The organism is Magnetospirillum fulvum MGU-K5, from assembly GCF_000442515.1.
GTDB classification, from domain to species: Bacteria; Pseudomonadota; Alphaproteobacteria; order Rhodospirillales; family Magnetospirillaceae; genus Phaeospirillum; species Phaeospirillum fulvum_B.
In genome coordinates, this window is record NZ_AQPH01000016.1 from 31,786 (window position 1) to 57,607 (window position 25,822).

The following is a 25,822-nucleotide window of genomic DNA, read 5'->3' on the forward strand; positions in this document are numbered from 1 at the left end:
TTTTTGGCAAAGACGGTCAGCAGGAACACCGGCACGTTCTGACCGTGATCGTCGCAACCGATCGACACGTCACCGCCTTTCAGCGCCGATACCGCAGCGCGTCCACCAGCTTGGCGAAGGCCGGCTTCGGTTGACGGCGGCTGGTGAAATAGAGATGGTAACCGGGGAATGGATGGCACCAATTCTCAAGAACACGGACGAGCCGACCGTCTTCCAGGTACGCCCTGACATAGTCCTCGGGCAGATAAGCCAGCCCCAATCCGGATAGGACCGCCCACCGGATTGAACTGAGCGTATTGAAGGTCAGTTGCCCTTCGACCCGAACCTTCACCTCGCGGCCATCCTTGTCGAATTCCCAGGCATAGAGCCCGCCATAGGTCAGCAGACGCATATTGATGCAGCGATGACTGGTTAGATCCTGCGGCGTCTCCGGCCTCGGTCTGGTCGCGAAATAGGCCGGCGTCCCCACGACCGCCATGCACAGGTCCGGACCGATGGGAACCGCGATCATGTCCTTATCAAGATGTTCGCCCATGCGAATTCCGGCATCGAATTGCCCTGCGACAATGTCCGTGAGACTGGAATCGATCACCACATCAACCTGGATGTCCGGATACTCCGGAAGGAATTTCTCCAGGACTGGCTGCAAGATGGTCTCCGCCGCGTGTTCCGCCGTGGTGATCCTGACCAATCCTGCCGGTTTGTCGCGCAGTTCGCTCAAAGCCGCCAATCCCGCGTCGATGCCCTCGAAATGCGGAGCCACCGCCTTCAGAAGACGCTCGCCGGCTTCCGTCGGTGCGACGCTGCGGGTGGTGCGGGTCAAAAGCTGGAGGCCCAGCCGGGTTTCCAACGCCCGGATAGTGTGGCTGAGCGCCGATTGCGACAGCCCCAGCTTGGCAGCCGCGCGGGTGAAATTCCGCTCGCGAGCAATGGTGATGAAGGTCAGCAGGTCGTTGATGGTGGATCGCGACATTCATGAACACCCATCATAGCTTCATGAAATTCATACCACCTAATTCCATGAGTACGGCAGCGTTACGCTGGCACTAAGCCACAACGTCCCCCATGGACAGGATGGATCGATCGATGAAGACGAAGCTCGGCCTGGTCGCCATTTTGCTGTCTGCCATCCTTCCACTCTGACTGCATTTGAGAGGCGTGCGCCCTAGCCAAACGCACTTAGAGCACGGGCGTTTGGCTAGGAAATGCAAGCGCGGCACCGTCACCGCACGCTATTCAGTCTCAGCCGATCCGCTGAGACAGTTCGATTTCCGCTCCGATCGGCGTGGACAGATAGCCGTGGCCGGGTGCCCGCACGAGGGCGAGATAGTCTGGGCTGTGATCGGCGTTATCGGCGACAATCATCGCACCCGGCCGCAAGCGGCCTTCCACCAGGCGCAGAATATCGGGATAGAGGGCTTTGGCTCCGTCCAGAAACAGCAGGTCGATGCGATCGGGCAGACCATCGGCCAGGGTCCGCAGGGCATCACCTTCGCGGATCTCGACCAGATCGGCCACTCCGCCCGCGATCAGATGAGCCCGTGCCCGCGCCGCCTTGGAGGGTTCGAACTCGGTGGTGATCAAATGGCCGCCGCCATTGTCGCGCAGCGCTGCCGCCAGATGCAGGGTCGACAGGCCGAACGAGGTGCCGAACTCGACGATGCTGCGCGCCCCGCAGCTGCGCGCCAGGATGTACAGCAACCGGCCGGTTTCTTTCGACACGGCGAGGGGGGCATTCTTCAGCCGGGTGTAAAAGTCGGCATAGTCGGTCCTGCTCTGCATCAATCGCGCCAGTTCTTCGGCGGAAACGTTTGCCAGAGCCGAATCGGCGAGCGGCGAAATCGCTGCCGCATCTTCGAACAGGCGCTCCAGCAGAGGGGCAAGCGGGAGGGTAGTCAGGGTATTCTTCATGTCGGTCTCCGATCCGGGTTCGACGCATCCTTGCGCCGGATCAAAAATACGACTAAATCGTCATGTTTCCGATTCGCATTGGCCAAGCCCCCATGACCGATCATCGAAAACCTTTGATTACCCAGCGGAAACAGCCTCGTCAGGCCCGCTCAAACGATCTGGTCGCCGCCATCCTGGAGGCGGCGGTTCAGGTTTTGACCAGGGACGGCGCGCCCCGTTTCACCACCGCCCGGGTGGCCGAGAAAGCGGGAGTCAGCGTCGGCTCGCTCTATCAATATTTCCCCAACAAGGCGGCGATCCTGTTTCGCCTTCAGAGCGACGAGTGGCGGCAGACATCCGAAATGTTGCAGACCATTTTGGGAGAAGCGGAGAAACCGCCGCCCGAGCGGCTGCGCACCCTGGTTCACGCTTTCATCCGGTCTGAATGCGAGGAGGCCGCGACGCGCCAAGCCCTCAGCGATGCCGCTCCCCTTTATCGCGATGCGCCCGAAGCGCGGGAAACGCGGGAGGCGGCGCAGCGGATGGTCCAGACGTTTCTTCGCGAGGCGTTGCCGGAGGTCGCCGAGTCCAAGCGGGCTCTGGCTGGCGATCTGATCACCATGACGTTGGGGTCCGTGGGAAAGCAGTTTTCGAGCGTGCCCCGCACCCCCGCCGAAATCTCGGCTTACGCCGATGCGCTGGCTGACATGTTCTGCGCCTACCTGGGACTCCTGAATAGTCGCGACACCGACTGAACTGTCCTGCTGGTACAGATCGACGGGGCAATCCGGACCCGGCTTGGAGCGCCCCCACCCCCGTCTTGATTTGACGAAGGAGTGGGGGCACCCCGTGACGGCTTAGGAATCGTGCGGCCGCGGTGCGGGCTGCGGCGCGGGAGTGGTTGCGGACTCGAACGCCTTGGTATTGCCCATCAGGTTGGACGAGGCGATCCCCGACTGGAGAAAGACTTCCGGATCGCCATGACGATCGCGATCCTTGATGGTCGATTTCGGCGCGCCAAAGGTATAGCGCATCCCGGCAAGGACAATGCCACGATTCTCATGCGCCACCGAGGCACCAGCTTCAGTGAACAGACTGAACGGGGTTTCCTCGGCCGGCTGCCATTCGACCTCTGCCAGCACCGCGCGGTAATTGCTGTAGCCGCCATAGGACACCGAGGTCTTCAGGGTATCGAAGACGTAATAATCCGCCTGGATCGCGGCGTATCCAGCGGTGGTGGTGGCGTGGTTGGCGCCGCCGCGCTGGATACCGCCGGTGGTGCCGAGGGTGAAATCCCCCAGATAGGCGGCCAGTTCAACGCCATAACGATAGGCATTGGTGCTGCCGAAGCGGGACCATTCAAAGGTTCCGCCCGCCAGATAAGCGTCGGGATCACGGGTAAACAGGTGCAGACCGGCATCCATGCCGCCAGTCCCGCCAGAATTGGTCAACGCGCCATCGACCTGAACCCCGATCCGATCCGTCACCGGCAGGGCAATGCTGGCCGCACCACCGCCGGTGGCCTTGCCACTGGCCGATCCGCCGATCGCCATCACCGTCGCGCTTGGTGCCGAGACTGCGGCATCGCTTTTCACACCGTCTGCCAGCGCGGCGGATGCCGTCGCGCCCAACGCGGCCAACGCGATCAGAGTTGCGTTTCTTACCTGCATTTCCCCTCCCAAATAGACATGATCCGGCCCCGCCCAATCGGGTGCCGGTCATGACGAGAGGAATGGTAACGAATAAACCTAACAAACGGAACGAGCGAAATACTGCCCTGGAGCGCCCCCACCGCGTCCTAATCGGCGTGAAGGCGCCCCAAAGACGGCTTAGATGGGATTAAAAGGCGCGGGCTGGGGCGCGGCGGGGGTCACGGCAGGCTCGAACGCCTTGGTATTGCCCATCAGGTTGGACGAGGCGATCCCAGACTGGAGAAAGACTTCCGGATCGCCGTGGCGGTCGCGGTCCTTGATGGTCGAGTTGGGCGCGCCAAAGGTATAGCGCACCCCAGCCAGGACGATGCCGCGATGCTCATGCGCCACCGAGGCACCGCCCTCGGTGAACAGGCTGAGCGGCGTATCATTGACCGGCTGCCATTCGACCAGTGCCAGCACGGCGCGGTAATTGCTGTAACCGCCGAAGGACACCGAGGTCTTCAAGGTATCGAAGAGGTAATAATCCGCCTGAACGGCGGCATAGCCAGCGGTGGTGGTGGCGTGGTTGGCACCGCCGCGCTGGATACCGCCAGTGGTGCCGAGGGTGACATCCCCCAGATAGGCGGCCAGTTCGACACCATAGCGATAGGCGTTGGTGCTGCCGAAGCGAGACCATTCGAAGGTTCCGCCCGCCAGATAGGCGTTGGGATCGCGGGTGAAGAGGTGCAGACCGGCATCCATGCCGCCGGTTCCACCGGCATTGGTCAGCGCGCCATCGACCTGAACCCCGATCCGATCCGTCACCGGCAGGGCGACGCTGGCCGCACCACCCCCGGTGGCCTTGCCGCTGGCCGATCCGGCGATCCCCATCACCGTCACGCTTGGCGCCGAGACCGCAGCATCGCTTTTCACACCGTCCGCCAGCGCAACGGAAGCCGTTGCGCCCAGCGCGGCGAATGCGACCAGAACTGTTTTGCCTGTCTGCATATGCCCTCCCGAATGTACGTGATGAGGCCCCGGCCGATCGGATAGCCGGACATGACGAAGGGCATGGTAACGAAAAACCGCGACAAACGGAACGCGCGAAATTCCTATGGGTAAAATTACGGTATAATCGTTCAGATCGGCCAGGAAAGGTCGAACGCGGTTCCGCCTAAGGAGGACGGCCCACAAATCACATCGCCGCCATGGGCATGGGCGATCGCCTGGACCACGGCCAGCCCCAGCCCGCTGCCCCGGCCATGGGACTGGCCGCGCTGGAACGCCACGAAAATCTGGGTGATTTCGGCCTCGGGCACGCCGGGGCCACTGTCTTCGACCACCAGATGGCAGCGCTCCGGCTCGACCCGCACTGAAATCCGCACCGGGCCGGGAATGGCGTGGTGACGGACGTTTTCGAGCAGGGCCAGCAAGGCCTGGCGGATACGGACCGGATCGCATAGCATCGGGCGATTGTCCAATTGGCAAGACAGCAAGAACCCGGCTTCAATCAGGCTGGGTTCGAACGCCTGCACCACCGCCGCGATTTCGGCAGACAGGTCGGTTTGTTCCCAATAAAGGTCAAGTCGGCCGTTTTCCGCCAGCCCGACCAGCCGCAAATCCTCGATCAGCCGCCCCAATCCCTCAACCTGGGTCAGCAGCGAGCGGAACAAGGCCGGGTCCGGCTCGAACACCCCTTCGGTCAGTCCTTGCAGACGGCCACGCAACACCGTCACCGGGGTGCGCAGTTCATGGGCAATCGCCGCGCTCCAGAACTGGCGTTCGCGCTCCATCCGGTCCAGCCGTTCGGCCATCGCGTTGAAGTCCCGCACCAGATGCGCCACCTCCCCCAGCGATTGGTCGTCCGTACTGGCCCGTACCGTCAGATCGCCCAGCGCGACTTGACGCAAGCTTTCGGCGACGGAATTAAGCGGCACCAGAATCTGCCGCGCCAGCCCCAGCGCCGAGACCACCGCCAGCCCCAGCGCCGCCAGCGCGGTCAACGCCATCCAGCCCCATTCCAGCGGAGTGGGAAACAAACTCTCGCTGTTGGCGCCGGGGAAATTGGCCGGGGAGAGAATGAGCCAGAGGGTATAAAAGGCGTAGGATCCCAGCACCGTCAGCAAGGTGGTGGCCAAAGCCAGGGAGACCATCGAACGGATGATGCGGCGGCTGAGGCCCCCCGCCGCCGTCACGTCCCCTCTCCCAACCGATAGCCGACGCCGCGCACGTTGGCGGGAACCCCGTCCAGCCCCGCCGCCTCCAGCTTCTTGCGCAGCTTGCTGACATGGCTGTCGACCGTGCGCTCCAACGCCTCGCCCTCGGGCAGACAGGCAACCAGCAATTCCTCGCGCCCGAACGCCCGACGCGGCGCGCGCATCAGATGAACCATCAGCTTGAACTCGGTCGGGGTCAGCGCCAACAGATGGTCGCCGTCCTCGCCATGCAGAGTGATTTCATGGCTTTCCAGGTCGGCCTGCAACCGACCGATCCGGATGAAACGGCGGTTCGGGGCCTCGCCGCCGGGGCGGACGCGGCGCAACACCGCCTGGACGCGGGCCACCACTTCGGCCGGATTGAACGGCTTGACCACATAATCGTCGGCACCGATCCGCAGCCCGGTCAGCTTGTCGATGTCCTGATCCATCGCGGTCAACATGACGACCGGCGTGTCGCCACGATGGCGGATTTCGGCCAGCACCTGCCAGCCGTCGAGTTGCGGCATCTGGACATCGAGCAGGATCAGATCGGGCTTTAGCGACAAATGCAGGTCCAACGCCCGGCGACCGTCGGCGGCGCGCACGCTGCGCAAGCCGCTACGGCCCAGATAGGCGGACAGGATATCGGCGATTTCGGGCTCATCTTCGGCAATGAGCACCAGGGCCTGCGGCGCGGCGGTTGGGGGAGACATAGCGGGTCTGCACATTTCTGTTCGATCTCCATTGTATCTCCACAAAGGCTCGACGCAAACGCCATCCCCTCGGCCTAGGGTGCGATCGCCCGCAAAGGCGGCGGGTGGTTCTATTGAGTGTCGGTGAAAGATCGAAGCATGAGAGTGAAACGCCTACCCCGCACCGGCGGGGTCCTGATTCTGGCCGCGCTGGCGCTGGCGGGCTGTGGCGATCCCGCCCCCGAGGCGGCATTGCCACCCATTCAGGTCGCGGTGATGACCCTGGCCCCGTCGCGGGCCGACTTGACCGAAGATCTGCCCGGCCGGGTCGCCGCCGTCCGTATCGCCGAAATCCGCCCCCAGGTCAGCGGCATCGTCCAGCGCCGCCTGTTCGAACAGGGCGCGGAAATCAGGGCGGGCGCGCCGTTGTTCCAGATCAATCCGGCTCCGTTCAAGGCCGATGCCGACATGGCAGCCGCCGCCTTGCAACGGGCCGAGGCCGCCCTGGCCCGCGCCCGGATTCAGACCCAGCGGCTGGAGCCGCTGGTGCAGGCCGACGCGATCAGCCGCCAGACCTATGACGACGCGGTGTCACAGCGCGATCAGGCTGCCGCCGACGTCGCCCAGGCCCGCGCCACCCTGGCCCGGCGCAAGCTCGATCTGAAGTTCGCGACGGTCGATGCCCCGATCTCGGGCCGGATAGATCAGGCCCTGATCACCGAAGGCGCGCTGGTGGCCCCCACCGACAGCAACCCGATGGCCCGGATTCAGCAGGTCGATCAGGTCTATGTCGATGTGCGTCAGCCCGCCTCCTCGCTGGAGACGGTGCGCGAAGCCCTGGCATCATCCCAAGCCGCGAAAACCTCGGGCCTGCCGGTCACCGTACTGCGCAGCAACGGCACCCCCTACGACGTGCGCGGCCGCATCCTGTTTTCCGGCATCAACGTCGATTCCGGCACCGGCGATGTGCTGTTGCGGGTGTTGGTGGACAATCCCAAGCGCGACCTGTTGCCAGGGATGTTCGTTCGTGCCCGCGTCCCGCGCGCCAGCTATGACGACGCCTTGATGGTACCGCAGCAGGCGGTGGTCCGCCTTGGCGGCAAGGCGAAAGTGTGGGTGGTGGGCGAAGGCGATCTGGCCTGGTCAGTCCCGGTCGAACTGGGCGAGTTGATCGACCGCCGCTATCGCATTCAGACCGGGCTGGTCGCCGGGCAGAGGATCGTGGTCGAGGGGCTGGACCGCCTGCTCGACGGCACCGCCGTCGCCCCACGCACGTGGCAACCGAGCAAAACCGCCGCGCGCTAAGAGTCCCCCCGGAGCCTTTTTACCATGCCGCATTTTTTCATCGAACGGCCGGTCTTTGCCTGGGTCGTCGCGCTTTTCATCATTTTGCTGGGGCTGATCGCCCTGCCGCAATTGCCGATCGCGCGCTATCCCTCGGTGGCGCCGCCCACGATCAACATCTACGCCAACTATCCCGGCGCCACCCCCCAGACGATGAACGATTCGGTGCTGAGCCTGATCGAGCGCGAATTGTCGGGCGTCAAGAACCTGCTCTATTTCGAATCGACCGCCGACACCTCGGGCTGGGCCCAGATCACCGTCACCTTCAAGCCGGGGACCGACCCGGAACTGGCCCAGGTCGATGTTCAGAACCGGTTAAAGACGATCGAGCCGCGTCTGCCTCAGGCGGTGCGGCAAAACGGCCTCAACATCGAATCCGCCTCTTCGGGCTTTCTGATGCTGATTACCCTCAAATCCGAGGATGGCCGCTTCGATGAAACGACGCTGAGCGACTATATGGCGCGCAACATCATCGAGGAATTGCGCCGGATCGAGGGGGTTGCCGGGTCCAGTTGTTCGGGGCCGAACAGGCGCTGCGCATCTGGGTCGATCCGTCGCGGCTGATCGGTTTTGGCCTGTCGATGAACGATCTGTCGACGGCGATTACCCAGCAGAACGCCCAGATCGCGCCCGGCCGGGTCGGCGATTCCCCCACCGTGGCGGGGCAGCGCGTCACCATTCCGCTGACCGTGCAGGGACAATTGCGCACGCCCGAGGAATTTGCCGCGATCGTGCTGAAAGCCAATGCCGATGGCTCAAAGGTGGTTCTGGGCGATGTGGCGCGGGTCGAGCTGGGGGCCCAGACCTACAGCTTCGTCAATCGCGAGAACGGCAAGACCGCCACTGTCGCCGCCGTGCAGCAATCGCCCGGTGCCAACGCCGTCCGCACTGCCGAGGGGGTGCAAAAGCGGCTGGCGGAACTGAGCCACACCCTGCCGTCGGGGATGAGCTATGCCGTCCCGTTCAACACCGCTCCCTTCGTCAAGATTTCAATCGAGAAGGTCGTCCACACCCTGCTCGAAGCGATGGTTCTGGTGTTCCTGGTGATGCTGCTGTTCCTGCAAAACATCCGCTACACCCTGATTCCGGCGATTGTCGCCCCGATTGCCCTGCTCGGCACCTTTACCGTGATGCTGATGGCCGGGTTCTCGATCAATGTCCTGACGATGTTCGGGATGGTGCTGGCAATCGGCATCATCGTCGATGATGCGATCGTCGTGGTCGAAAACGTCGAACGCTTGATGGCAACCGAGGGCCTCTCGCCCAAGGAGGCGACGGTTAAGGCGATGACCGAAATCACCGGCGCGGTGATCGGCATCACCCTGGTTCTGACCGCCGTGTTCATTCCGATGGGATTGGCGAGTGGTTCGGTCGGAGTGATCTATCGCCAGTTCACCCTGTCGATGGCGGTATCGATCCTGTTCTCGGCCTTCCTCGCCCTCAGCCTGACCCCGGCCTTGTGCGCCACCCTGCTCAAGCCGGTCGATCCCGGCCATCACGAAAAAGGCGGGGTCTTTGGCTGGTTCAACCGCCGCTTCGACCGCATGACCCGATCCTATGAACACCGGGTCACCGGCCTGGTTCGCCGCTCGGGCCGGATGATGGCGGTGTTCGTCCTCCTGTCTGTCGTGCTGATCCTGGCCTTCCGCGCCTTGCCCTCGGCCTTTCTGCCCGAGGAAGACCAGGGCTATTTCATGACTTCGTTCCAATTGCCGTCCGATGCGACGCAGGAACGCACGCTGGATCAGGTACGCCAGTTCGAGTCGCATGTCGCGGCGCGGCCGGGCATCCAGTCGAACATCTCGATCCTGGGCTTCAGCTTTTCCGGGTCCGGCCCCAATGCCGCACTGGCTTTCACCATGCTGAAGGATTGGGACCGGCGGGACGGTGCCACCGCCGCCGACGAGTCGGCCCGCGCCCAAGCGGCGATGTCGGACATCACCGAAGGTACGGTGATGAGTCTGCTGCCGCCGTCGATTGATGAAATGGGAACGTCGTCCGGCTTCAGCCTGCGTTTGCAGGACCGCGCCAACCGGGGCCACGCCGCCCTGAAAGCAGCCGAGACACAATTGCTGGAGTTAGCCGCGCAAAGCAGCATCGTTGCCAATGTCTATCCCGACGGCCTGCCCACCGGTCCCAGCCTTCATCTCGACATCGACCGCCAGAAGGCCGAGGCGCTGGGGGTTCCCTTCACCGCGATCAGCGAAACACTGACGGCGGCGATGGGCTCGCTGTACATCAACGACTTCCCCAATGCCGGACGGATGCAGCAGGTGATCGTCCAGGCCGACGCCCCGGCCCGGATGCAGATTGACGACGTTCTGAAGCTGTATGTCCGCAACGCAAACGGCGGCATGGTGCCGTTGGCCGAAGTGGTGACGCCGGTATGGGAAGATGCGCCGTTACAGATGGTGCGCTATCAGGGCATCCCATCGGTCCGCATCTCCGGCAGCCCGGCCCCCGGCGCGTCGAGTGGCGCGGCGATGGCCGAGATGGAACGGATCGCCAAGCAACTCCCCTCCGGCTTCGCGGTGGAATGGACCGGGCAATCGTTGCAGGAACGGCAATCGGCGGCCCAGGCCCCGTTGCTGCTGGCCCTGTCGATGCTGGTGGTGTTCCTGGTGCTGGCGGCGCTGTACGAAAGCTGGGCGATCCCGCTCTCGGTGATGCTGGTGGTCCCGCTCGGCCTGTTGGGCGCGGTCGCGGCAGTGATCCTGCGCGAGATGCCCAACGACGTCTTCTTCAAGGTCGGCATGATCACGGTGATCGGCCTGTCGACCAAGAACGCGATCCTGATCGTCGAATATGCCCGCCAATTGCACGCCCAGGGTATGGAGGTGCGGGACGCGGCGGTCACGGCGGCGCGGCTGCGGCTGCGTCCGATCCTGATGACCTCGCTGGCGTTCACGCTGGGCGTGGTGCCGCTGATGCTGGCCTGGGGCTCCAGTGCCGAGACCCAGCACGCGATTGGCACCGGCGTTTTCGGCGGGATGATTACCGCCACCGTGCTGGCGGTGCTGTTCGTTCCCGCCTTCTTCGTTTTCGTCATCGGCGGATTGGAACGGCTGGACGACTGGCGGCGTGCCCGTCGTTCCAGCGCGCCGCCGCACAACAAGAGTTGAGTTGATTCGATGCGATTGACCGCGTTTCCCCTGCTTCTGGCGCTGTCGGCCTGCTCGCTGGCCCCCGATTTGACCAAGCCCGACCTGCCGGTGCCTGCGGCTTACCCTGCGCCCGGGCCAGTGGCCGCCGAGGGCGAACCTGCCGCCAACCTCGGATGGCGCACGATGTTCGGCGATCCCAGATTGCACCGGCTGATCGATCTGGCGTTAGAGAACAACCGCGATCTGCGGCTGGCCGCGCTCAATGTCGAGGCGGTCCAGGCGCAATACATGATCCAGCGGGCCGCCCGCATCCCGGCGGTCAACGCCAATGCGGGCACCACCCGCCAGCGCATCGCCGCCGACCGGACGACCGATCCCGCCACCCAGGCCCGGATTCAAAGCCAGCACAGCCTTGGCCTCGGCATCAGTGGCTTTGAAATCGACCTGTTCGGCCGGGTCCGCTCGCTGAGCGAGGCGGCCTTCGCCCGCTACCTCGCCAGCGAGGAAGGCCGCCGCGCCGCCCACATCGCCCTGGTCGGCGCGGTGGCCGACGCCTATTTCGCCGAGCGTCTGGCCCGCGAGCAACTGGACCTGGCCGAACAGACCCTGGCCGACTGGCGGCAATCGCTTGATCTGGCCCGCCGCCTCAAGGCCGCCGACCAGACCAGCGGATTGGACATCACCCAGGCGGAAGGTCAGGTCGCCACCGCCGAGGCCGATCTGGAAGGACGCACCCGCGCCCTGGCCCGCGCCACCAACGCCTTGACCCTGCTGGTGGGAACCGCCCTGCCCGCCGATCTGCCGCCGCCGGGAATGTTGGACAGCACGTCGGTGCGGACCCGGTTGCCCGCCGGGCTGCCGTCCGACCTGCTGACCCGCCGCCCTGACATCCGGCGGGCGGAACAGGCGCTGGTCGCCGCCAATGCCGATATCGGAGCGGCCCGCGCCGCCTTTTTCCCCCGTCTGTCGCTGACCGCCTCGCTGGGCACTGCCAGCCCGATGCTGGGTAGCCTGTTCGACGGCGGCCAGGGGGTGTGGAGCTTTGCCCCGCAGATCACCCAATCCCTGTTCCTGGATGGACAGTTGCAAGCCGAATTGCAGCTGGCGGAAATCCGCAAATCCGAAGCGATCGCCGAGTATGAACGCGCGATTCAGACCGCCTTCCGCGAAGTCGCCGACGGGCTGGCCGGGACCGCCACCTATGGCCGTCAGATCGAGGCGCAAACCCGGATGGTCGCCTCGGCCGAGCGACGGGTCGAACTGTCCACCCTGCGCTATCGCGCCGGGCAGGAAGGCCGCCTCGAACTGCTCGATTCGCAACGCCAGCTTTACGCCGCGCGCCAGACCCTGCTCGACATCAAGCGAGACGAGATCAGCAACGCAATCGGCTTGTACAAAGCCCTGGGCGGCGGCCTTGACGGGCAGACGGATGACGGCCCGGCCTGAAATCCCCCTTTTCTGATAGGGTCAAGGGTCGGGAAGACTGGAAAAGAAGGCTAGAGGGCGATACGATCAGTGTCGGATCGTGCTTAATCGGTCTGAAGATTAACCCGTCCCTGTGCTGCTCCCCCTGCCGACGGCGACCGATCCAGTCCCGGTGGCAGTGTCTTGAGTGATCGAATGCCTGTTTTCGATATCATGCTCACCCGCAGAACTGTTCTGACCGGGCTGCTCGGCCTGATGGCGATGCCTGCGACCGCCAAGACCATCCCCCACGCCGACGTTGTCATCGACATCAGCTACATGACCACCGTCCGCGACTTCACCCTGGCCCGCAAGAAAAGCAACATTCTGGGCGTGATCCATAAAGCCAGCGAAGGCGGCGACTGGCGCGACCCCTATTATGCCAAGCGCCGCGCCCAGGCCGAGGCGGCGGGGCTGTTGTGGGGGGCCTATCATTTCGGGACCCGCCAATATTCCGGCAAGGAGCAGGCGCGGACCTTCCTCGACACCGCCCGCCCCGGCCCGGCCACGCTGATCGCGCTCGATCTCGAACTGAACGAGCTGAACCCGGCCAACAGCATGCATCTCCATCAGGCCGAGGATTTCGTCCGCACTGTCTTCGCCGCGACCGGGCGCTATCCCCTGCTTTACACCAATGCCGCCTGGGCCGACGGGCGGCCGATGGGACGGACCCACCACAGCCTGGGCGGCCCGATCACGCCGCGTTCGATCCTGGCCAATTGCCCGCTGTGGCTGGGCGATTACCGGATGCAACCCGAAGTCCCCAGCGCCTGGAAGGGCAAGGGGTGGCATTTCTGGCAATATGCCGGTGACGGCGGTCCCCGCCACCATCGGACCCGCGCGGTATCGGGCATCGAACGATGCGACCGCAACCTGTTCCGTGGCGATATCGCCGCGCTTGAACGCTATTGGCGGCACGAAGCGGGACGATCCTCCCGCCCGCCATCGGCCCGCGGCTAAGCGCCGGCACCGCTCCTGCCCTCTGCCAACCTGCACCAACGTGTGGCCCCCAGCCACCCGAAGGAATAGCCATGCGTTTCAGGGATAATGCGTATTGACGGATGCATAACAAAACCGCCAAGGATCGAGAAAAAAGTTACAGTTCCGGTAATAATCTTACCCAATCCCATTCAGGACTGGACCCCCACTTCTTTCTATGAATAATTATCGATCTCCAATCCAACACTGAATCAAACTTCAGGGTTCATATCACATCTTTCTAAACAATCACAACGGGGGTTGACGGTGACCTTTTCTGCTCTGTCCGACCTCGACCAATTGGTAGCGCGCGTCAAGGCCGCCCAACTGGCCTTCTCTACCTATTCCCAGGAACAGGTGGACCTGATTTTCCGCAGCGCCGCCCTGGCCGCCGCCGATGCCCGCATCCCCCTCGCACGGCTTGCCGCCGAAGAAACCGGGATGGGCGTCGTCGAGGATAAGGTGATCAAGAATCACTTCGCCTCGGAATACATCTACAACGCCTACAAGGACGACAAGACCTGCGGCATCGTCGAAATCAATGACGAGGCGGGGACCATCACCATCGCCGAGCCGGTGGGATTGATTTGCGGCATCGTGCCGACCACCAACCCGACTTCGACCGCGATCTTCAAGGCGCTGATCTGCCTGAAGACCCGCAACGGCATCATCTTCAGCCCGCATCCCCGCGCGGCGCGCTCGACCTGCGCCGCCGCCAAGCTGGTGCTGGATGCCGCCGTCGCCGCCGGTGCGCCCGCCGACATCATCGGCTGGATCGACGCGCCGTCTCTGGAACTGTCGAACGGGCTGATGCATCACCCCGACGTCAACCTGATCCTGGCCACCGGCGGTCCCGGCATGGTGCGGGCGGCCTATTCGTCGGGCAAACCGGCGATCGGCGTCGGCGCGGGCAATACCCCGGTGGTGATCGACGAAACCGCCGACATCAAGCGGGCGGTTGCCTCGATCCTGATGTCGAAGACCTTTGATAACGGCGTCGTCTGCGCCTCGGAACAATCCGTCATCGTCGTCGATTCGGTGTACGAGGCGGTGCGCCAGCGCTTCGCCAGCCATGGCGGCTATATCCTGAACCCCGTCGAATTGGACGCGGTACGCAAGGTGTTGCTGGTCGACGGCAACGTCAACGTCAACATCGTCGGCCAGCCGGCCAGCCGCATCGCCGAACTGGCGGGGATCTCGGTGCCGCCCGACACCAAGATTCTGATCGGCGAGGTCAAGGACACCGTCGTCGCCGAACCGTTCGCCCATGAAAAGCTGTCGCCGACGCTGGCGATGTATCGCCGGGCCGATTACGCCCAGGCGGTCGCCGCAGCGGTGGACCTGGTGGCACTGGGCGGCATCGGCCATACCTCGGTGCTGTATACCGACCAGGATCTCCAGCCGCAGCGGGTCCTCGATTTCGGCAAGCACATGAAGACCGCCCGCATCCTGATCAACACCCCCTCCTCGCATGGCGGGATCGGCGATCTGTATAATTTCAGTCTGGCGCCGTCGCTGACGCTGGGCTGCGGATCGTGGGGCGGCAATTCGATTTCGGAAAATGTCGGCCCCAAGCACCTGATCAACAAGAAAACCGTCGCCAAGCGAGCAGAAAACATGCTGTGGCACAAACTGCCCAAGTCGATCTATTTCCGGCGCGGCGCGATCACCGAGGCGTTGAAGGACCTCGCGGGGAAAAAGCGGGCGCTGATCATCACCGACCGCTATCTCTTCAGCAACGGCTATGTCGACGACACCATCACCCTGCTGAAGCGCAACGGAATGGAGGTGGAAACCTTCTTCCAGGTCGAAGCCGACCCGACGCTTTCGATCATCAACAAGGGTGTCGAGATCGCCCAGGCGTTCCAGCCCGACGTGATCGTCGCGCTGGGCGGTGGCTCGCCGATGGATGCGGCCAAGCTGATCTGGGTGCTCTATGAACATCCCGAGGTCAATTTCGCCGACCTCGCGCTCCGCTTCATGGACATCCGCAAGCGCATCTACAAATTCCCCAAACTGGGGATCAAGGCCGAACTGGTGGCGATTCCCACCACCTCGGGCACCGGATCGGAAGTGACGCCGTTCGCCGTCGTCACCGACGATGCGACCGGGATCAAGTATCCGATCGCCGATTACGAGCTGACCCCCAGCATGGCCATCGTCGATGCCAATTTCGTGATGAATCTGCCCAAATCGCTGACCGCGTTCGGCGGCATCGATGCGGTGGTGCACGCGCTGGAAGCCTATGTCTCGATCATGGCCAGCGAATACACCGACGGGCAGGCGCTCCAGGCGCTGAAGCTGCTGAAGGAAAGCCTGCCGTCGGCCTATGCCAACGGGGCCAAGGACCCGATTGCGCGCGAACGCGTCCATAACGGCGCCACCATCGCCGGGATCGCCTTTGCCAACGCCTTCCTGGGGGTGTGCCATTCGATGGCGCACAAGCTGGGGGCCGCCTTCCATCTGCCGCACGGTCTGGCCAACGCCCTGCTGATCAGCAACGTCATTCGCTACAACGCCAATGACAATCCGACCAAGCAGACCGCGTTCTCGCAATACGATCGGCCGAAATCACGTCATCGTTATGGCGAGATCGCGATAGCGCTCGGTCTGGACGGCGTCAACACCGCCGCCCGCATCGAACGGCTGCTGGAGTGGCTGGATGGACTGAAGCACGAGTTGGGCATTCCGCCGTCGATCCAGGCCGCCGGTGTGGCCGAGGCCGACTTCCTGGCCAAACTCGACACCCTGGCCGTCGAAGCGTTCGACGACCAATGCACCGGGGCCAACCCGCGCTTCCCGCTGGTGACGGAACTCAAGGCGATCCTGCTCGACAGCTATTACGGCCGTCCCTTCAGCGAAGAACGCCTGTACGACCACAGCGAGGACGAGAGCGAAACCCCGCTTGCGGAGAAAATCCTGGCGTAAAGCCGGGGACACCGAACAACGTTCCGGGATACGGGGGAGCGTCCCCGTATCCCGGTGCGATTGTCATCAGGCTTTGACCATCAGAGACAGGCGGCGAACCGCCCGCGTCAGCGCGCCATCTGCCCCAGATAATTGACCAGCGCATCGACCGCCATCCCGGCGACGAAGGCGGCGGTCAGGGCGATGAACAGGTTAAGCGACAACACCTGCCACCACGCCCGTTTCGTCCCGGTTTGTCCGGCCGGACCAGCCGCTGCAACTGGCGCGACCGCACGCTCCGCCCCGCGTCGGGGCTGCACCTCACCCGGCTGCACCGCCGGGGAAAGACGGTTCAACAGATCAGCATGAAGCGTGGCGCGCCATTCGCGCAAACGCTCCAACGCGGTTTCCAGGCTGGCCGCTTCGGGCAGATGCGCCCAATGACGGTTCTGCCGCGCCAGCAAAGCCAGCATCTCGCGGGTGGCCTCGACATAGCTCAATCCGGCAGGACCATCGGGATCAAGCACCGTCACCGGCAGCCCCAGATGCGCCGCCTCGGCGACCTTGGCTTTGGCCGGAATCTCGACATCGAGAACCTGATCGCCGAATTCGGCACGGATCACCCGGGCAACATCGGCCCCGGTCGGGTCCGGCTCGGTCATCGTCAGCAGAATCCCGGCAACGCCCAATTGGTAATTGACCGTCTCGCGAACGCGACAAATCTCGTACCAGGTGTTGACCAGCCCATCATGGGCGAAGGGATCGGGATGGACCGGCATCAGCACCGCCGTCGCCGAAGCCAGCGCGGTCGAGGTCGCGGCGGCCAGCGAGGGCGGACAATCGACGACGACGATATCCACCCCGGTTCCGGCCAGCCGGGCTTCGAGCAGCCCACGCCGCCGCCCGGACGGGGTCAGCAGATGGTCGTTGTCGCGCAGGCTCTGGGTCGCGGGCAGCAGCCACAGCCCCTCATACGCGGTATCGAGGGCGACATCGGCGATATCGGCCCGTCCGGTGATGACCTCGAAGGCCCCTTCGGCGGGCAGGGGCGCAACACCGAAGCTGGCGGTGGCGTTGCCCTGGGTATCGAGATCGACCAACAGAACCCGATAGCCGAACGCGGTCAGGCTGACGGCCAGATTACAGGCGGTGGTGGTTTTCGCCACGCCGCCTTTTTGATTGAAGACAGCCACCATCACCGGCGGAAGCGGCGGGGCGGAAGCGGCAGCAGGAGTGGATTCGGTCTCGTCCATCAGAAAAACAGTTCTTCGTCACAGGTTTCAGCCGGGGCGGGGTAACGCGGCCCGGGGTCGCGGCCGTCCAGCGCGGCAGCAAAGCGCCGTCGCCAGTCGGACAGAGAAATGCACTCGCTCAATTGCCGGCTCCAGGTCTCCAGCACGACATGGATCGGCGGCAACGGCGGGTGGCGTTGAGTTTCTTCGACCAGTTCGGCTTCGAGCCGCCGGAACGTCTCCAGCACCGAGGCGACCTGCTCCAACCCCTGGCGGGAGCGGTCGGCCGATTGCAGGCGCTGGATCACCGAAAAAGTTTCGGCCTGAAGCAGAGCCGGATCGGTCGAGTCCAAACGACCACCCATCTGTCCCAACACGGCAGCGGCCCCATCGGTCGAGTTTTCGAATTCCTGCCCGGTGGCCAGCGCTTCGGCGGCGAGAAAGCTAAAGGCGCGCTGCTGCAACTCGGAAAAAGCCTGCCAACGAGCCAGCAGGCCGAGAAGCGCCGTCTTGTCCTCTCCTTCCCCGGATGTGGTCATCGTCTCCGATCCCCTTGTGCGCCGATTCGCACTCCCCCCACTGTGGCCTAAGCGCGGCTTGGCATCAATCATCGCCTTGCGCTCGACACAACCGCAGAATTTCATCGGCGATCCGCGAGAGTGGCAATTGACGCTGAACCGCCCCGATTTCGTGGGCCGCTTTCGGCATACCATAAACGACGCACGAGGATTCGTCCTCGCCTAGCGTATCGGCTCCCGCCTCGCGCATCGCCAGCAATCCATCGGCCCCGTCGCGCCCCATGCCGGTCAAAATCACTCCAACCGCCTTGCCCGCGCAGGTCTGCGCCACCGAGTGGAACAAGGCATCGACGCTGGGCTTGTGCCCACTCACCAACGGCCCGTCCTGAACATGGGTGACCAGCGCCGCCCCCGACCGGCGTACCCGCAGATGGCGGTCGCCCGGAGCAATATAGACATGACCGGCCAGAATCCGTTCGGCATCGACCGCTTCCTTGACCCGAACCGCCGACAGACCGTTGAGCCGCTCGGCGAAGCTGGCGGAAAAGCGGGGCGGAATATGCTGGGCGATCACCACCGGCGGCGCGTCGGCGGGCAAGGCAACGATGATGTCGCGCAACGCCTCGACCCCGCCGGTTGACGAGCCGATCGCCACCAGCCGGTCGCTGGAGCGGTAAATCTGAGTCACCGACAGGCGGGTGATCGACCGGGCGGCAGGATCGCGCGGCGGACGCAACCGCGCCATGGCAGCGGCCTTGATCTTCTCGATCAGTTCGGTTCGATAGGCGGTCAAGCCCCCCGCTGCGGCATCGGCGGGCTTACAGAACACATCGACCGCCCCCAATTCGAGGGCACGAAGGGAAACGGCAGCCCCCTGCCCGGTCAGGGACGACACCATCACCACCGGCATCGGCCGCAACGCCATCACCCGTTCGAGGAAAGCCAGCCCGTCCATCCCCGGCATTTCGACGTCGAGCGTCATCACGTCGGGATTGAGGGTTTTGATCTTGTCGCGGGCAACCAACGGATCGGGCGCGGTGCCCACCACCTCGATCCCCGGATCGGAGGTCAGGATCGACGACAGCATCTGTCGCATCAGAGCGGAATCGTCGACGATCAGAACACGGATACGAGCCATGGGCACTCTCACGTAAACAGTTCGACGTCGCCTTCGACCGGCACGTCTTTTAGTCGGGTACGGTAGGACATTTCGCGAGTGAGAACCGCCCGCTCGACATCCTTTTTCAAAAACAGACGGATCACCTTGCCCAGACGGGGAAAGAAGTGGATGCGGCGGGGATACGGCCCGCCCAGATCCTCGGCGGCCAGTCGCAGCCCTTCCTCGCCCAGATAGCGACGGACAAACTGGGCGTTGCGGTCGCCGACCGATGCCGTCCCGCCGACCATGCCGGGAATCACGTTGCCGGCGCCGAACACCTTGATCTCCAGCGCCTCGCGTCGCGCTCCCCGCCGCAGCAGATCGTTGATCAATTGTTCCATCGCGTAATTGCCATAGCGCATCGCTTTGTCAATCGGAGCATACTCGGCGCCGCTATCGGGCAGCATGAAATGGTTCATACCCCCGATCTTCATCCGGGGGTCCCAGATGCAGGCAGCGACACAGGACCCCAATACGGTCACGATCATTTCCTGTCCCGCCGTTGAGACGTAATGCTCGCCGGGTAGAACCTTGACCGCCATGATCTTGAAGGTTGGGTCGAACCAGCGACGACGTTCCGCTTCTTCCGCCTGACTGCCCCAAACCTGATCCGTCTCTTTCATTTTCGCCTGTAAACGGTCTTATCGGACATCTCGAACCGATCAGTCAGGCCGATCAGCGATTCCGCATGTCCAAGGTATAGCATACCTCCGGGGACAAGGATGTCCGCGTAACGGTTGAACAGGCGATGCTGCGTTGGTTTATCAAAGTAGATCGCGACATTGCGGCAAAAGATGACATCGAACAAACCCTTCATCGGCCAGGCTTCGTGCAGATTGAGCCGACGAAAACGGATCAGACGACGGAGATCGTCGCTCATCTGCACCCGGTCGGGATCGCCATGGACGCGCCTCACATAGCGCTTGCGGTAGGTCTCGGGGATCGTCGCCCCCTCCTCCGCCGAATAAAGCCCGGCCTCACCCCGTGCCAGCATGTTGGTGTCGATGTCGGTGGCCAAAATCACCGCGTCCCACCCCTCGATCGGGCGCATGATTTCGGCCACCATCATCGCGATCGTATAAGGCTCCTGCCCCGAGGAACAGCCCGCCGACCAGATCCGCAGACGCGGACGGCGCGGCAGTTCGGCAAAGCGGGGCATCAGAACCCGGGTCCGCAAATGCTCGAAATGGTGCGGTTCGCGGAAAAACTGAGTGATGTTGGTGGTGAGGGCATTGACGAGATTCTCGATCTCGGCATGACCGTCCGGTCCCTCGATCAGATCGCAATAATCGCTGAAATTGCGCAACCCCAGCGCCCGCAAACGCTTGACGAGGCGGCCCGATACCATCTGGCGTTTGTGATCGGTGACGACGATCCCGGTTTCGCGGGTCAGAAAGGTGGCGAGATAGCGGAATTCGCGGTCGCCTAATTCGAATTCACGTTGAGGTGGCGCGCTACTCGCACCAGCCTCCCCCTCTCCGGCAAGGGTCCGGCCACGGGGGCGACCGGACCCGATGCGGGATTTCAGGCTCAGAACTCAGCCCAATCCTCATCCCCAGCCGACGCCTTCGGCGATGGGGTGGCGGCAGGCTTGGGATGATCACCCCGGGCGGCGACGGGATGAGCCTTGGCGACATGCGGAGGCGTCGGCTTGCGCACCGCCGGTTTGGTCGCAGCAGCCCGCGCCGGAGCCCGGCTGCCAGCGGCACGCGGCTGAGCCGCAGCCGCACCGGTGTTGAAGAAGGCCATCACCTCGCCTAGATGGCGCGATTGTTCCTCCAACGAGTGAGCGGCGGCGGTGCTTTCTTCGACCAGGGCGGCGTTCTGCTGGGTCATTTCGTCCATCTGGGTGACGGCTTCGTTGACCTGATCGATACCGCTGGCTTGTTCGGCACTGGCCGCCGCGATCTCGGCAACGATGTCGGCAACCCGTTTGACCGAGCCCAGGATATCTTCAAGCGTCCGGCCCGCGCCCTTGACCAGATCGGCACCGTTGCGGACCTGGGACGAGCTTTCGGCGATCAGCCCCTTGATCTCCTTCGATGCCTGGGCCGATCGTTGGGCGAGGTTGCGGACTTCCTGCGCGACGACGGCAAAGCCCTTGCCCGCATCGCCAGCCCGCGCCGCCTCGACGGCGGCATTCAGCGCCAGCAAATTGGTCTGGAAGGCGATCTCGTCGATCATGCCGACGATATCCTCGATCTTCTGCGAGCTGGATTCGATCCGGGCCATCGCCCCGATCGCGTCGGTCACCACCTGCCCGCCCGACGCCGCAACCTCGCGGGCACCGGCGGCGAGTTGGTTAGCCTGCTGGGCGTTGGCCGAGTTCTGGCGAACCGTGGCGGCGAGTTCTTCCATCGAGGCCGCCGTCTCTTCCAGCGCGCTGGCCTGCTGCTCCGACCGTTCGGACAAATCCTGGCTCCCGGCGGCGACTTCCGAAGCGGCGCTGGTGATCTGGACAGTGGCTTCGTTGATGTTGCTGACCACCTCGAACAGCTTGTCGGCGGTGCGGTTGACGTCGGCCTTCAACTGGCCGAACACCCCGGCGTAATCGCCGTTGATGCGCCGGGTCAGGTCGCCGTCGGCAACGGCGGACAGCACCCCGGCAACATCCTTCAGCGCCGTTCCGGTCAGCGCGATCAGGTTGTTGACGCCCTCGCACAGATTGAGCAGGAAGCCTTCCTTGCCCAGCAGATCGATGCGGCGGTCAAGATCGCCCGAACTGGCGGCCTTCGCCACCTCGGCGACCTCGGCGACGATCGCGGCTTCGCGCTTGCGCTGCTGTTCCTCCTGAGCGCGCTGGGCCTCCTCGGCCTCCCTCTGCTCGGTTTCCATCCGCAGCTTGTCGATGGCGTTCTGCTTGAACACCTGGACCGCTTTGGCCATCAGGCCGATCTCGTCGTGATTCTCCAGCGCCGGAACCGTGACGGTGTTGTCGCCCCCGGCCAACCGGGTCATCGCCTCGGTCATCGCCTGGACCGGAACGGTGATGCCGCGCGCGATCACCCAGGCAAAGATGATGCCCAACAAAACCGCCAGACCAGACACCAGCAACAGAATGGTGATCGCGGTGGCATTGGCGGATTCGGTGTCCTCGGTCAGCTTGGCCAGCGAGCGGTCGAGTTCGGTCGACAATTGGTTGGCCAGATCAGCGAAATCAGCGGCCATCTTGGGCATCGTCCCATTGATAAGGGCCTGGGACTTCGCGTTATCAGTCACGATCTCGTTGAAAGACTTCAGATATTGCGTCGCCAGATCAAGGGTCGTGCGGGTTTGCCGGGCGACCTCGGGATTTTTGGTCTTGGTCGCAACCGCATTCAGCAATTGCGTGAGCTTGTCGATTTGCTTGATCCCGGCATCGGCATTTTCGGGATTGATATCAAGCAGATATTTGGCAGCGAGCAGACGGGACTGGACCCATTCGGTGCGCAGATCGGCCAGATCCAACGTCAGTTCCGCCTCGTGGGCGGCATGCTGGGACTCGATCAACCGCCCCAATTCCTCGTACCCGGCCGCGCCATTGCGGCTCATCTGGGCCGTGCTGGCGTCGCGCTTATGGTCGAAATCCTTCATCTTCTCGGTCGCAGCCAGATATTCCTCGGCCAACCGGATCATGCGGCCCGTAGTTTCCCGCCGGGACTCGGACTTGAACGCCGCCTGAGCGGTTTTCAGCGCGTCGATCAACGCGAGATTGGCATCGTGGACGCGCTTGTAATCCTCGTCCTCGCCGCTCTTTTCGTAAATCCGCACCAGCCGCCGCAGATTGGCGACATCGGACTCGATTTTAAGGATGCTCTGAGCCTGCCCAGTCAGACGGGCATATTCGTGGGTTCGACCGACGGCGCTTTCCAGGCTCTGCCACCCGGTGACGCCCAGAACGCACAGCAGGGCCAGGACCAGGAGGAAGCCCGCAAAGATACGGCTTCCGATCTTGAAGTTGGCCATCCAGGTGATCATCGCACACTCCATTTTCTGGTCGCGACAGGCGCGTCAGGTCGGGTTGGTCGGGCGGAGGATCAGGCCGCCACGACGCCGTCGGTCAAATCCAAATCGTCAAAGGCAAAGACATGATCGAGGTCGAGCAGGGCGACCATCCGCCCCTCGACGGTAACCAAGCCGGTCAGAAAGCCGATATCCGTACGCTCGATCTGAGGCGGCGGCTGAATTTCATCGGCCGAGACCGCCAGGATATCGGCAACGGCATCGACCAGGATTCCCGCAACCCGGCTGCCCACCGCGACGACGATGATGACATGGCGGGGCGAGGTGACGGTGACGCCCCGGCCAAAGCGGGCGCGCAGGTCGAGGATCGGCACGATCGCGCCGCGCAGATTGATGACGCCCCGAATATAGGGCGGGGTGTTGGGCAGTTCGGTACTGACCGTCCATCCCTTGATCTCGCGGATCGCCATGATATCGACGCCATATTCCTCGTCGCCGATGGTGAACGAGATGAACTGCCTGATGCTGCTCTCCGCCACGTCACCCTCCCCTTCGCGCCGTTGCTCCGGCCAGGTTGCTTTATTCCGCCGCCACGGTGGCGTCGCGGCTGAGACGCTCGCCCATGATGCGAAGCGCTCCGGCATCCAGGATCAGCGCCACCCGCCCATCGCCCAGGATGGTCGCCGCCGAAACTCCTTCAACCGGATGGAAATTAGAATCCAGGCTTTTGATGACAACCTGCTGCTGTCCCAGCAATTCATCAACCAGCAGGCCGATGCGGTCGCCGCCCTCGGTTTCGACCACCACGGCCAGCGCCCGGGTGGCATCGGTGATCGCGCCCGTGATCCCGAACAATTCGTACAGCCGGATCAGCCGGATGTAATCGCCGCGCAGGGTCAGCACGTCACCGACATTGACCAGGGTCCGGGTTTGTTGCGGTGTCGGGCGCAGCGATTCGACGATGTTGGTCAGCGGCAAGACATAGCGTTCGCCCCCGACCGCGACCAGCATCCCGTCCATCACCGCAAGCGTCAGCGGCAAGGACAGCACGAAGCGCGCCCCCTGGCCCGGATTGTTCTGCACCACCACCCGGCCGCCGACATCCTGGATGTTCTTACGCACCACATCCATTCCGACGCCGCGTCCGGACACATCCGAAACCGTCTCCGCGGTCGAAAATCCTGGTGCAAAAATCAACTGGTCAATCTGCTCGTCGGACAATTGGGCGTTGCGGTCGATCAGGCCGCGCTCGACCGCCTTCTCGAACACCCGCTTGCGGTTGATGCCGCGCCCGTCATCCGACACTTCGATGATGATCCGGCCGGAGCGATGCGCCGCGCCGAGATGGATCGTCCCCTCGACCGGCTTGCCCGCGGCCAGACGCTCATCGGGCGGTTCCAGCCCGTGATCGAGCGAATTGCGGATCAGGTGGGTGAGGGGATCGGACAATTGCTCGATCACCGTCTTATCGACTTCGGTGGTCTCGCCGCTCATCACCAGCCGGGCCTGCTTGCCCAGCTTCAGCGACAGGTCGCGGACCAGACGCGGCGCACGCGAGAACAGCGCCTTGACGGGCTGGGCGCGGATCGCCATCACGCTTTCCTGAAGCTCGCGGGTATGGTGCGAGAGTTCCTGAAGGCCCTGCACCAGTTCGGGATGGGATTCGACCGAGAATCCGGTGGTCTGCTGGCCCAGCATCGCCTGGGTAATCACCAGTTCGCCGACCATATTGACCAGCCGGTCGATCCGGTCGAGATCGACCCGGATCGACGAGGTGTGAATGCCACTGCCACCACTGCCGCCGACACTGGCGGGCGCCGTCGGGGCCGCAAGCGTGGGCCGGGCCGGGGCAATCGCGGGAGACGGAGCCGACGCGACCGCCGCCGACGCTTCGGCCGGAGTGGAATCGGGCGACGGCTCGAACAGCCCCCATCCCTCGTCCGCCACGGCGCCGCCGTCGGATTGGCCGGACTCGACCGTTTCGCCAGACAGGGCCGGGGTGATCTCGACTTCGGCGGATTCGCCCGCAACGAACTCGAACACCTCCTCAATCGCGGCACGGTCGCGCTCGGTGGTCAGGCTCGCCGTCCAGGACAGATAGGTATCGCGGGGATTCATCTCGGTCAGGTCGGGCAGACGCGATAGATCGGCAACGACCTCCAGCGGCCCCAGCGCGGCCAGTTCGCGAAACAGCAATTGCGGATCGTTGCCGGTCAGCAGCAGACCGGCGGCGGGGGTCAGACGGATATCCCACCGCATCGCCTCAGGAGCGGCGGGCGGGGCCGACACCGGCGGAACCGGCGCGGCGGCGACGGCCGAAGCCTCGCCGGTCAGGATCGTTTCAAGCTGGGCGGTGACGTCGGCCCCATGGTCGGCGGGCAAGGTCACCTCTTCCTGGGCGGCACGGACGAAATCGCCCAGCGTGTCGGTGCCGCGCACCAGAATATCGGCGACATGGGGGGTCAGGGCGACCCGTCCCGAACGCAGCGCGTCCATCGAGGTCTCGAACACATGGGCGAAGCGGACCAGATCCTCGAAGGCAAAGGCTCCGGCACCGCCCTTGATCGAATGGACACAGCGGAAAACGGCGTTGAGGTCCTCAAGATCGCCTTCGCCCAGTTGCAAGCGAGCAATCGTCTCTTCGGCTGCGGCGAGAAGCTCGGCGCATTCCTCGAAATAGGTCGCCTTGAACCGCGACAGGTCGTAGGACTGGTCCTCGCTCACGCGTGCCTCTCCCGCTCGGGCCTGTGTTAGGGGCAG

The 25,822-nt window shown here is 63.9% G+C and carries 19 protein-coding genes and 1 pseudogene; 6 read left to right on the plus strand and 14 right to left on the minus strand.

The window, feature by feature from the left end:
• Positions 1-79: 79 nt before the first annotated feature.
• Together K678_RS06280 and K678_RS06285 are read right to left on the minus strand one after the other, a co-directional pair.
• A complete protein-coding gene (locus K678_RS06280) occupies positions 80-973 on the minus strand; it encodes a LysR family transcriptional regulator (RefSeq protein ID WP_021131620.1) in 894 nt (297 codons plus the stop codon).
• 269 nt (positions 974-1,242) lie between these two features.
• Positions 1,243-1,911 (minus strand): O-methyltransferase, encoded by a 669-nt coding sequence (locus K678_RS06285; RefSeq protein ID WP_021131621.1) that lies wholly within the window; start codon positions 1,909-1,911, stop codon positions 1,243-1,245.
• A 92-nt stretch (positions 1,912-2,003) separates the two neighbouring features.
• Here K678_RS06285 and K678_RS06290 point away from each other — a divergent pair, with 92 nt between their 5' ends.
• Positions 2,004-2,645, plus strand: a complete 642-nt coding sequence (locus K678_RS06290) for a TetR family transcriptional regulator (protein ID WP_021131622.1) — start codon at positions 2,004-2,006, stop codon at positions 2,643-2,645.
• A 102-nt stretch (positions 2,646-2,747) separates the two neighbouring features.
• On the opposite strand, the gene K678_RS06295 is transcribed toward K678_RS06290, so the two are convergent.
• The 4 genes from K678_RS06295 to K678_RS06310 form a co-directional block, all read right to left on the minus strand.
• Positions 2,748-3,560, minus strand: coding sequence for a hypothetical protein (locus tag K678_RS06295; RefSeq protein ID WP_021131623.1), 813 nt, complete (start codon positions 3,558-3,560; stop codon positions 2,748-2,750).
• A gap of 159 nt (positions 3,561-3,719) precedes the next feature.
• Positions 3,720-4,532, minus strand: coding sequence for a hypothetical protein (locus K678_RS06300; protein WP_021131624.1), 813 nt, complete (start codon positions 4,530-4,532; stop codon positions 3,720-3,722).
• A 131-nt stretch (positions 4,533-4,663) separates the two neighbouring features.
• On the minus strand, positions 4,664-5,719 hold the full coding sequence (locus K678_RS06305) for a sensor histidine kinase (protein ID WP_021131625.1): 1,056 nt from the start codon (positions 5,717-5,719) through the stop codon (positions 4,664-4,666).
• Complete coding sequence (locus tag K678_RS06310) at positions 5,716-6,435, minus strand: response regulator (RefSeq protein WP_021131626.1); 720 nt, start codon at positions 6,433-6,435, stop codon at positions 5,716-5,718. The genes K678_RS06305 and K678_RS06310 overlap by 4 nt, the downstream gene beginning before the upstream one ends.
• Before the next feature lie 138 nt (positions 6,436-6,573).
• Between K678_RS06310 and K678_RS06315 the strand changes: the two genes are divergently transcribed.
• The 5 genes and pseudogenes from K678_RS06315 to adhE all read left to right on the plus strand — a co-directional run bounded on the left by K678_RS06315 (position 6,574) and on the right by adhE (position 16,232).
• Complete coding sequence (locus K678_RS06315) at positions 6,574-7,719, plus strand: efflux RND transporter periplasmic adaptor subunit (protein WP_039852231.1); 1,146 nt, start codon at positions 6,574-6,576, stop codon at positions 7,717-7,719.
• Between the two features lie 24 nt (positions 7,720-7,743).
• Positions 7,744-10,880 (plus strand): annotated as a pseudogene (locus K678_RS06320) (multidrug efflux RND transporter permease subunit).
• A 9-nt stretch (positions 10,881-10,889) separates the two neighbouring features.
• Entirely contained in the window at positions 10,890-12,308 is a 1,419-nt protein-coding gene (locus tag K678_RS06325) for an efflux transporter outer membrane subunit (protein WP_021131628.1), read from the plus strand.
• Between the two features lie 174 nt (positions 12,309-12,482).
• Positions 12,483-13,286, plus strand: a complete 804-nt coding sequence (locus K678_RS06330; protein ID WP_021131629.1) for a glycoside hydrolase family 25 protein — start codon at positions 12,483-12,485, stop codon at positions 13,284-13,286.
• Between the two features lie 285 nt (positions 13,287-13,571).
• Positions 13,572-16,232, plus strand: coding sequence for a bifunctional acetaldehyde-CoA/alcohol dehydrogenase (gene adhE, locus K678_RS06335; protein ID WP_039852251.1), 2,661 nt, complete (start codon positions 13,572-13,574; stop codon positions 16,230-16,232).
• A gap of 107 nt (positions 16,233-16,339) precedes the next feature.
• Here adhE and K678_RS17620 read toward each other — a convergent pair whose 3' ends face one another.
• From K678_RS17620 to K678_RS06375, 8 genes are all read right to left on the minus strand, one after another.
• The gene (locus K678_RS17620) at positions 16,340-17,464 is read right to left on the minus strand and encodes a ParA family protein (RefSeq protein ID WP_021131631.1); all 1,125 of its coding nucleotides are present in this window, start codon (positions 17,462-17,464) and stop codon (positions 16,340-16,342) included.
• The gene (locus tag K678_RS06345; protein ID WP_021131632.1) at positions 17,464-17,982 is read right to left on the minus strand and encodes a hypothetical protein; all 519 of its coding nucleotides are present in this window, start codon (positions 17,980-17,982) and stop codon (positions 17,464-17,466) included. Before K678_RS06345 ends, K678_RS17620 begins: the two co-directional genes overlap by 1 nt.
• Positions 17,983-18,046: 64 nt before the next feature.
• Complete coding sequence (locus tag K678_RS06350) at positions 18,047-19,099, minus strand: protein-glutamate methylesterase/protein-glutamine glutaminase (protein ID WP_021131633.1); 1,053 nt, start codon at positions 19,097-19,099, stop codon at positions 18,047-18,049.
• An 8-nt stretch (positions 19,100-19,107) separates the two neighbouring features.
• The gene (cheD, locus tag K678_RS06355; protein ID WP_021131634.1) at positions 19,108-19,743 is read right to left on the minus strand and encodes a chemoreceptor glutamine deamidase CheD; all 636 of its coding nucleotides are present in this window, start codon (positions 19,741-19,743) and stop codon (positions 19,108-19,110) included.
• Positions 19,740-20,636, minus strand: coding sequence for a CheR family methyltransferase (locus K678_RS06360; protein ID WP_081673183.1), 897 nt, complete (start codon positions 20,634-20,636; stop codon positions 19,740-19,742). The genes cheD and K678_RS06360 overlap by 4 nt, the downstream gene beginning before the upstream one ends.
• A 14-nt stretch (positions 20,637-20,650) precedes the next feature.
• Complete coding sequence (locus K678_RS19720; RefSeq protein ID WP_021131636.1) at positions 20,651-23,077, minus strand: methyl-accepting chemotaxis protein; 2,427 nt, start codon at positions 23,075-23,077, stop codon at positions 20,651-20,653.
• Between the two features lie 59 nt (positions 23,078-23,136).
• Positions 23,137-23,601: a chemotaxis protein CheW gene (locus K678_RS06370; protein ID WP_021131637.1), complete on the minus strand. Its 465-nt coding sequence runs from the start codon at positions 23,599-23,601 to the stop codon at positions 23,137-23,139.
• Between the two features lie 40 nt (positions 23,602-23,641).
• Complete coding sequence (locus tag K678_RS06375; protein WP_021131638.1) at positions 23,642-25,786, minus strand: chemotaxis protein CheA; 2,145 nt, start codon at positions 25,784-25,786, stop codon at positions 23,642-23,644.
• Between the last annotated feature and the right edge of the window lie 36 nt (positions 25,787-25,822).

Coding starts and splice junctions, on each gene's coding strand:
- K678_RS06290 (WP_021131622.1), top strand. CDS start 2,004: ATGACCGATCATCGAAAACCTTTGATTACCCAGCGGAAACAGCCTCGT.
- K678_RS17620 (WP_021131631.1), bottom strand. CDS start 17,464: ATGGACGAGACCGAATCCACTCCTGCTGCCGCTTCCGCCCCGCCGCTT.
- K678_RS06285 (WP_021131621.1), bottom strand. CDS start 1,911: ATGAAGAATACCCTGACTACCCTCCCGCTTGCCCCTCTGCTGGAGCGC.
- K678_RS06345 (WP_021131632.1), bottom strand. CDS start 17,982: ATGACCACATCCGGGGAAGGAGAGGACAAGACGGCGCTTCTCGGCCTG.
- K678_RS06300 (WP_021131624.1), bottom strand. CDS start 4,532: ATGCAGACAGGCAAAACAGTTCTGGTCGCATTCGCCGCGCTGGGCGCA.
- K678_RS06325 (WP_021131628.1), top strand. CDS start 10,890: ATGCGATTGACCGCGTTTCCCCTGCTTCTGGCGCTGTCGGCCTGCTCG.
- K678_RS06280 (WP_021131620.1), bottom strand. CDS start 973: ATGTCGCGATCCACCATCAACGACCTGCTGACCTTCATCACCATTGCT.
- K678_RS06315 (WP_039852231.1), top strand. CDS start 6,574: ATGAGAGTGAAACGCCTACCCCGCACCGGCGGGGTCCTGATTCTGGCC.
- K678_RS06310 (WP_021131626.1), bottom strand. CDS start 6,435: ATGTCTCCCCCAACCGCCGCGCCGCAGGCCCTGGTGCTCATTGCCGAA.
- K678_RS06330 (WP_021131629.1), top strand. CDS start 12,483: ATGCCTGTTTTCGATATCATGCTCACCCGCAGAACTGTTCTGACCGGG.
- K678_RS06295 (WP_021131623.1), bottom strand. CDS start 3,560: ATGCAGGTAAGAAACGCAACTCTGATCGCGTTGGCCGCGTTGGGCGCG.
- K678_RS06350 (WP_021131633.1), bottom strand. CDS start 19,099: ATGGCTCGTATCCGTGTTCTGATCGTCGACGATTCCGCTCTGATGCGA.
- K678_RS19720 (WP_021131636.1), bottom strand. CDS start 23,077: ATGATCACCTGGATGGCCAACTTCAAGATCGGAAGCCGTATCTTTGCG.
- cheD (WP_021131634.1), bottom strand. CDS start 19,743: ATGAAAGAGACGGATCAGGTTTGGGGCAGTCAGGCGGAAGAAGCGGAA.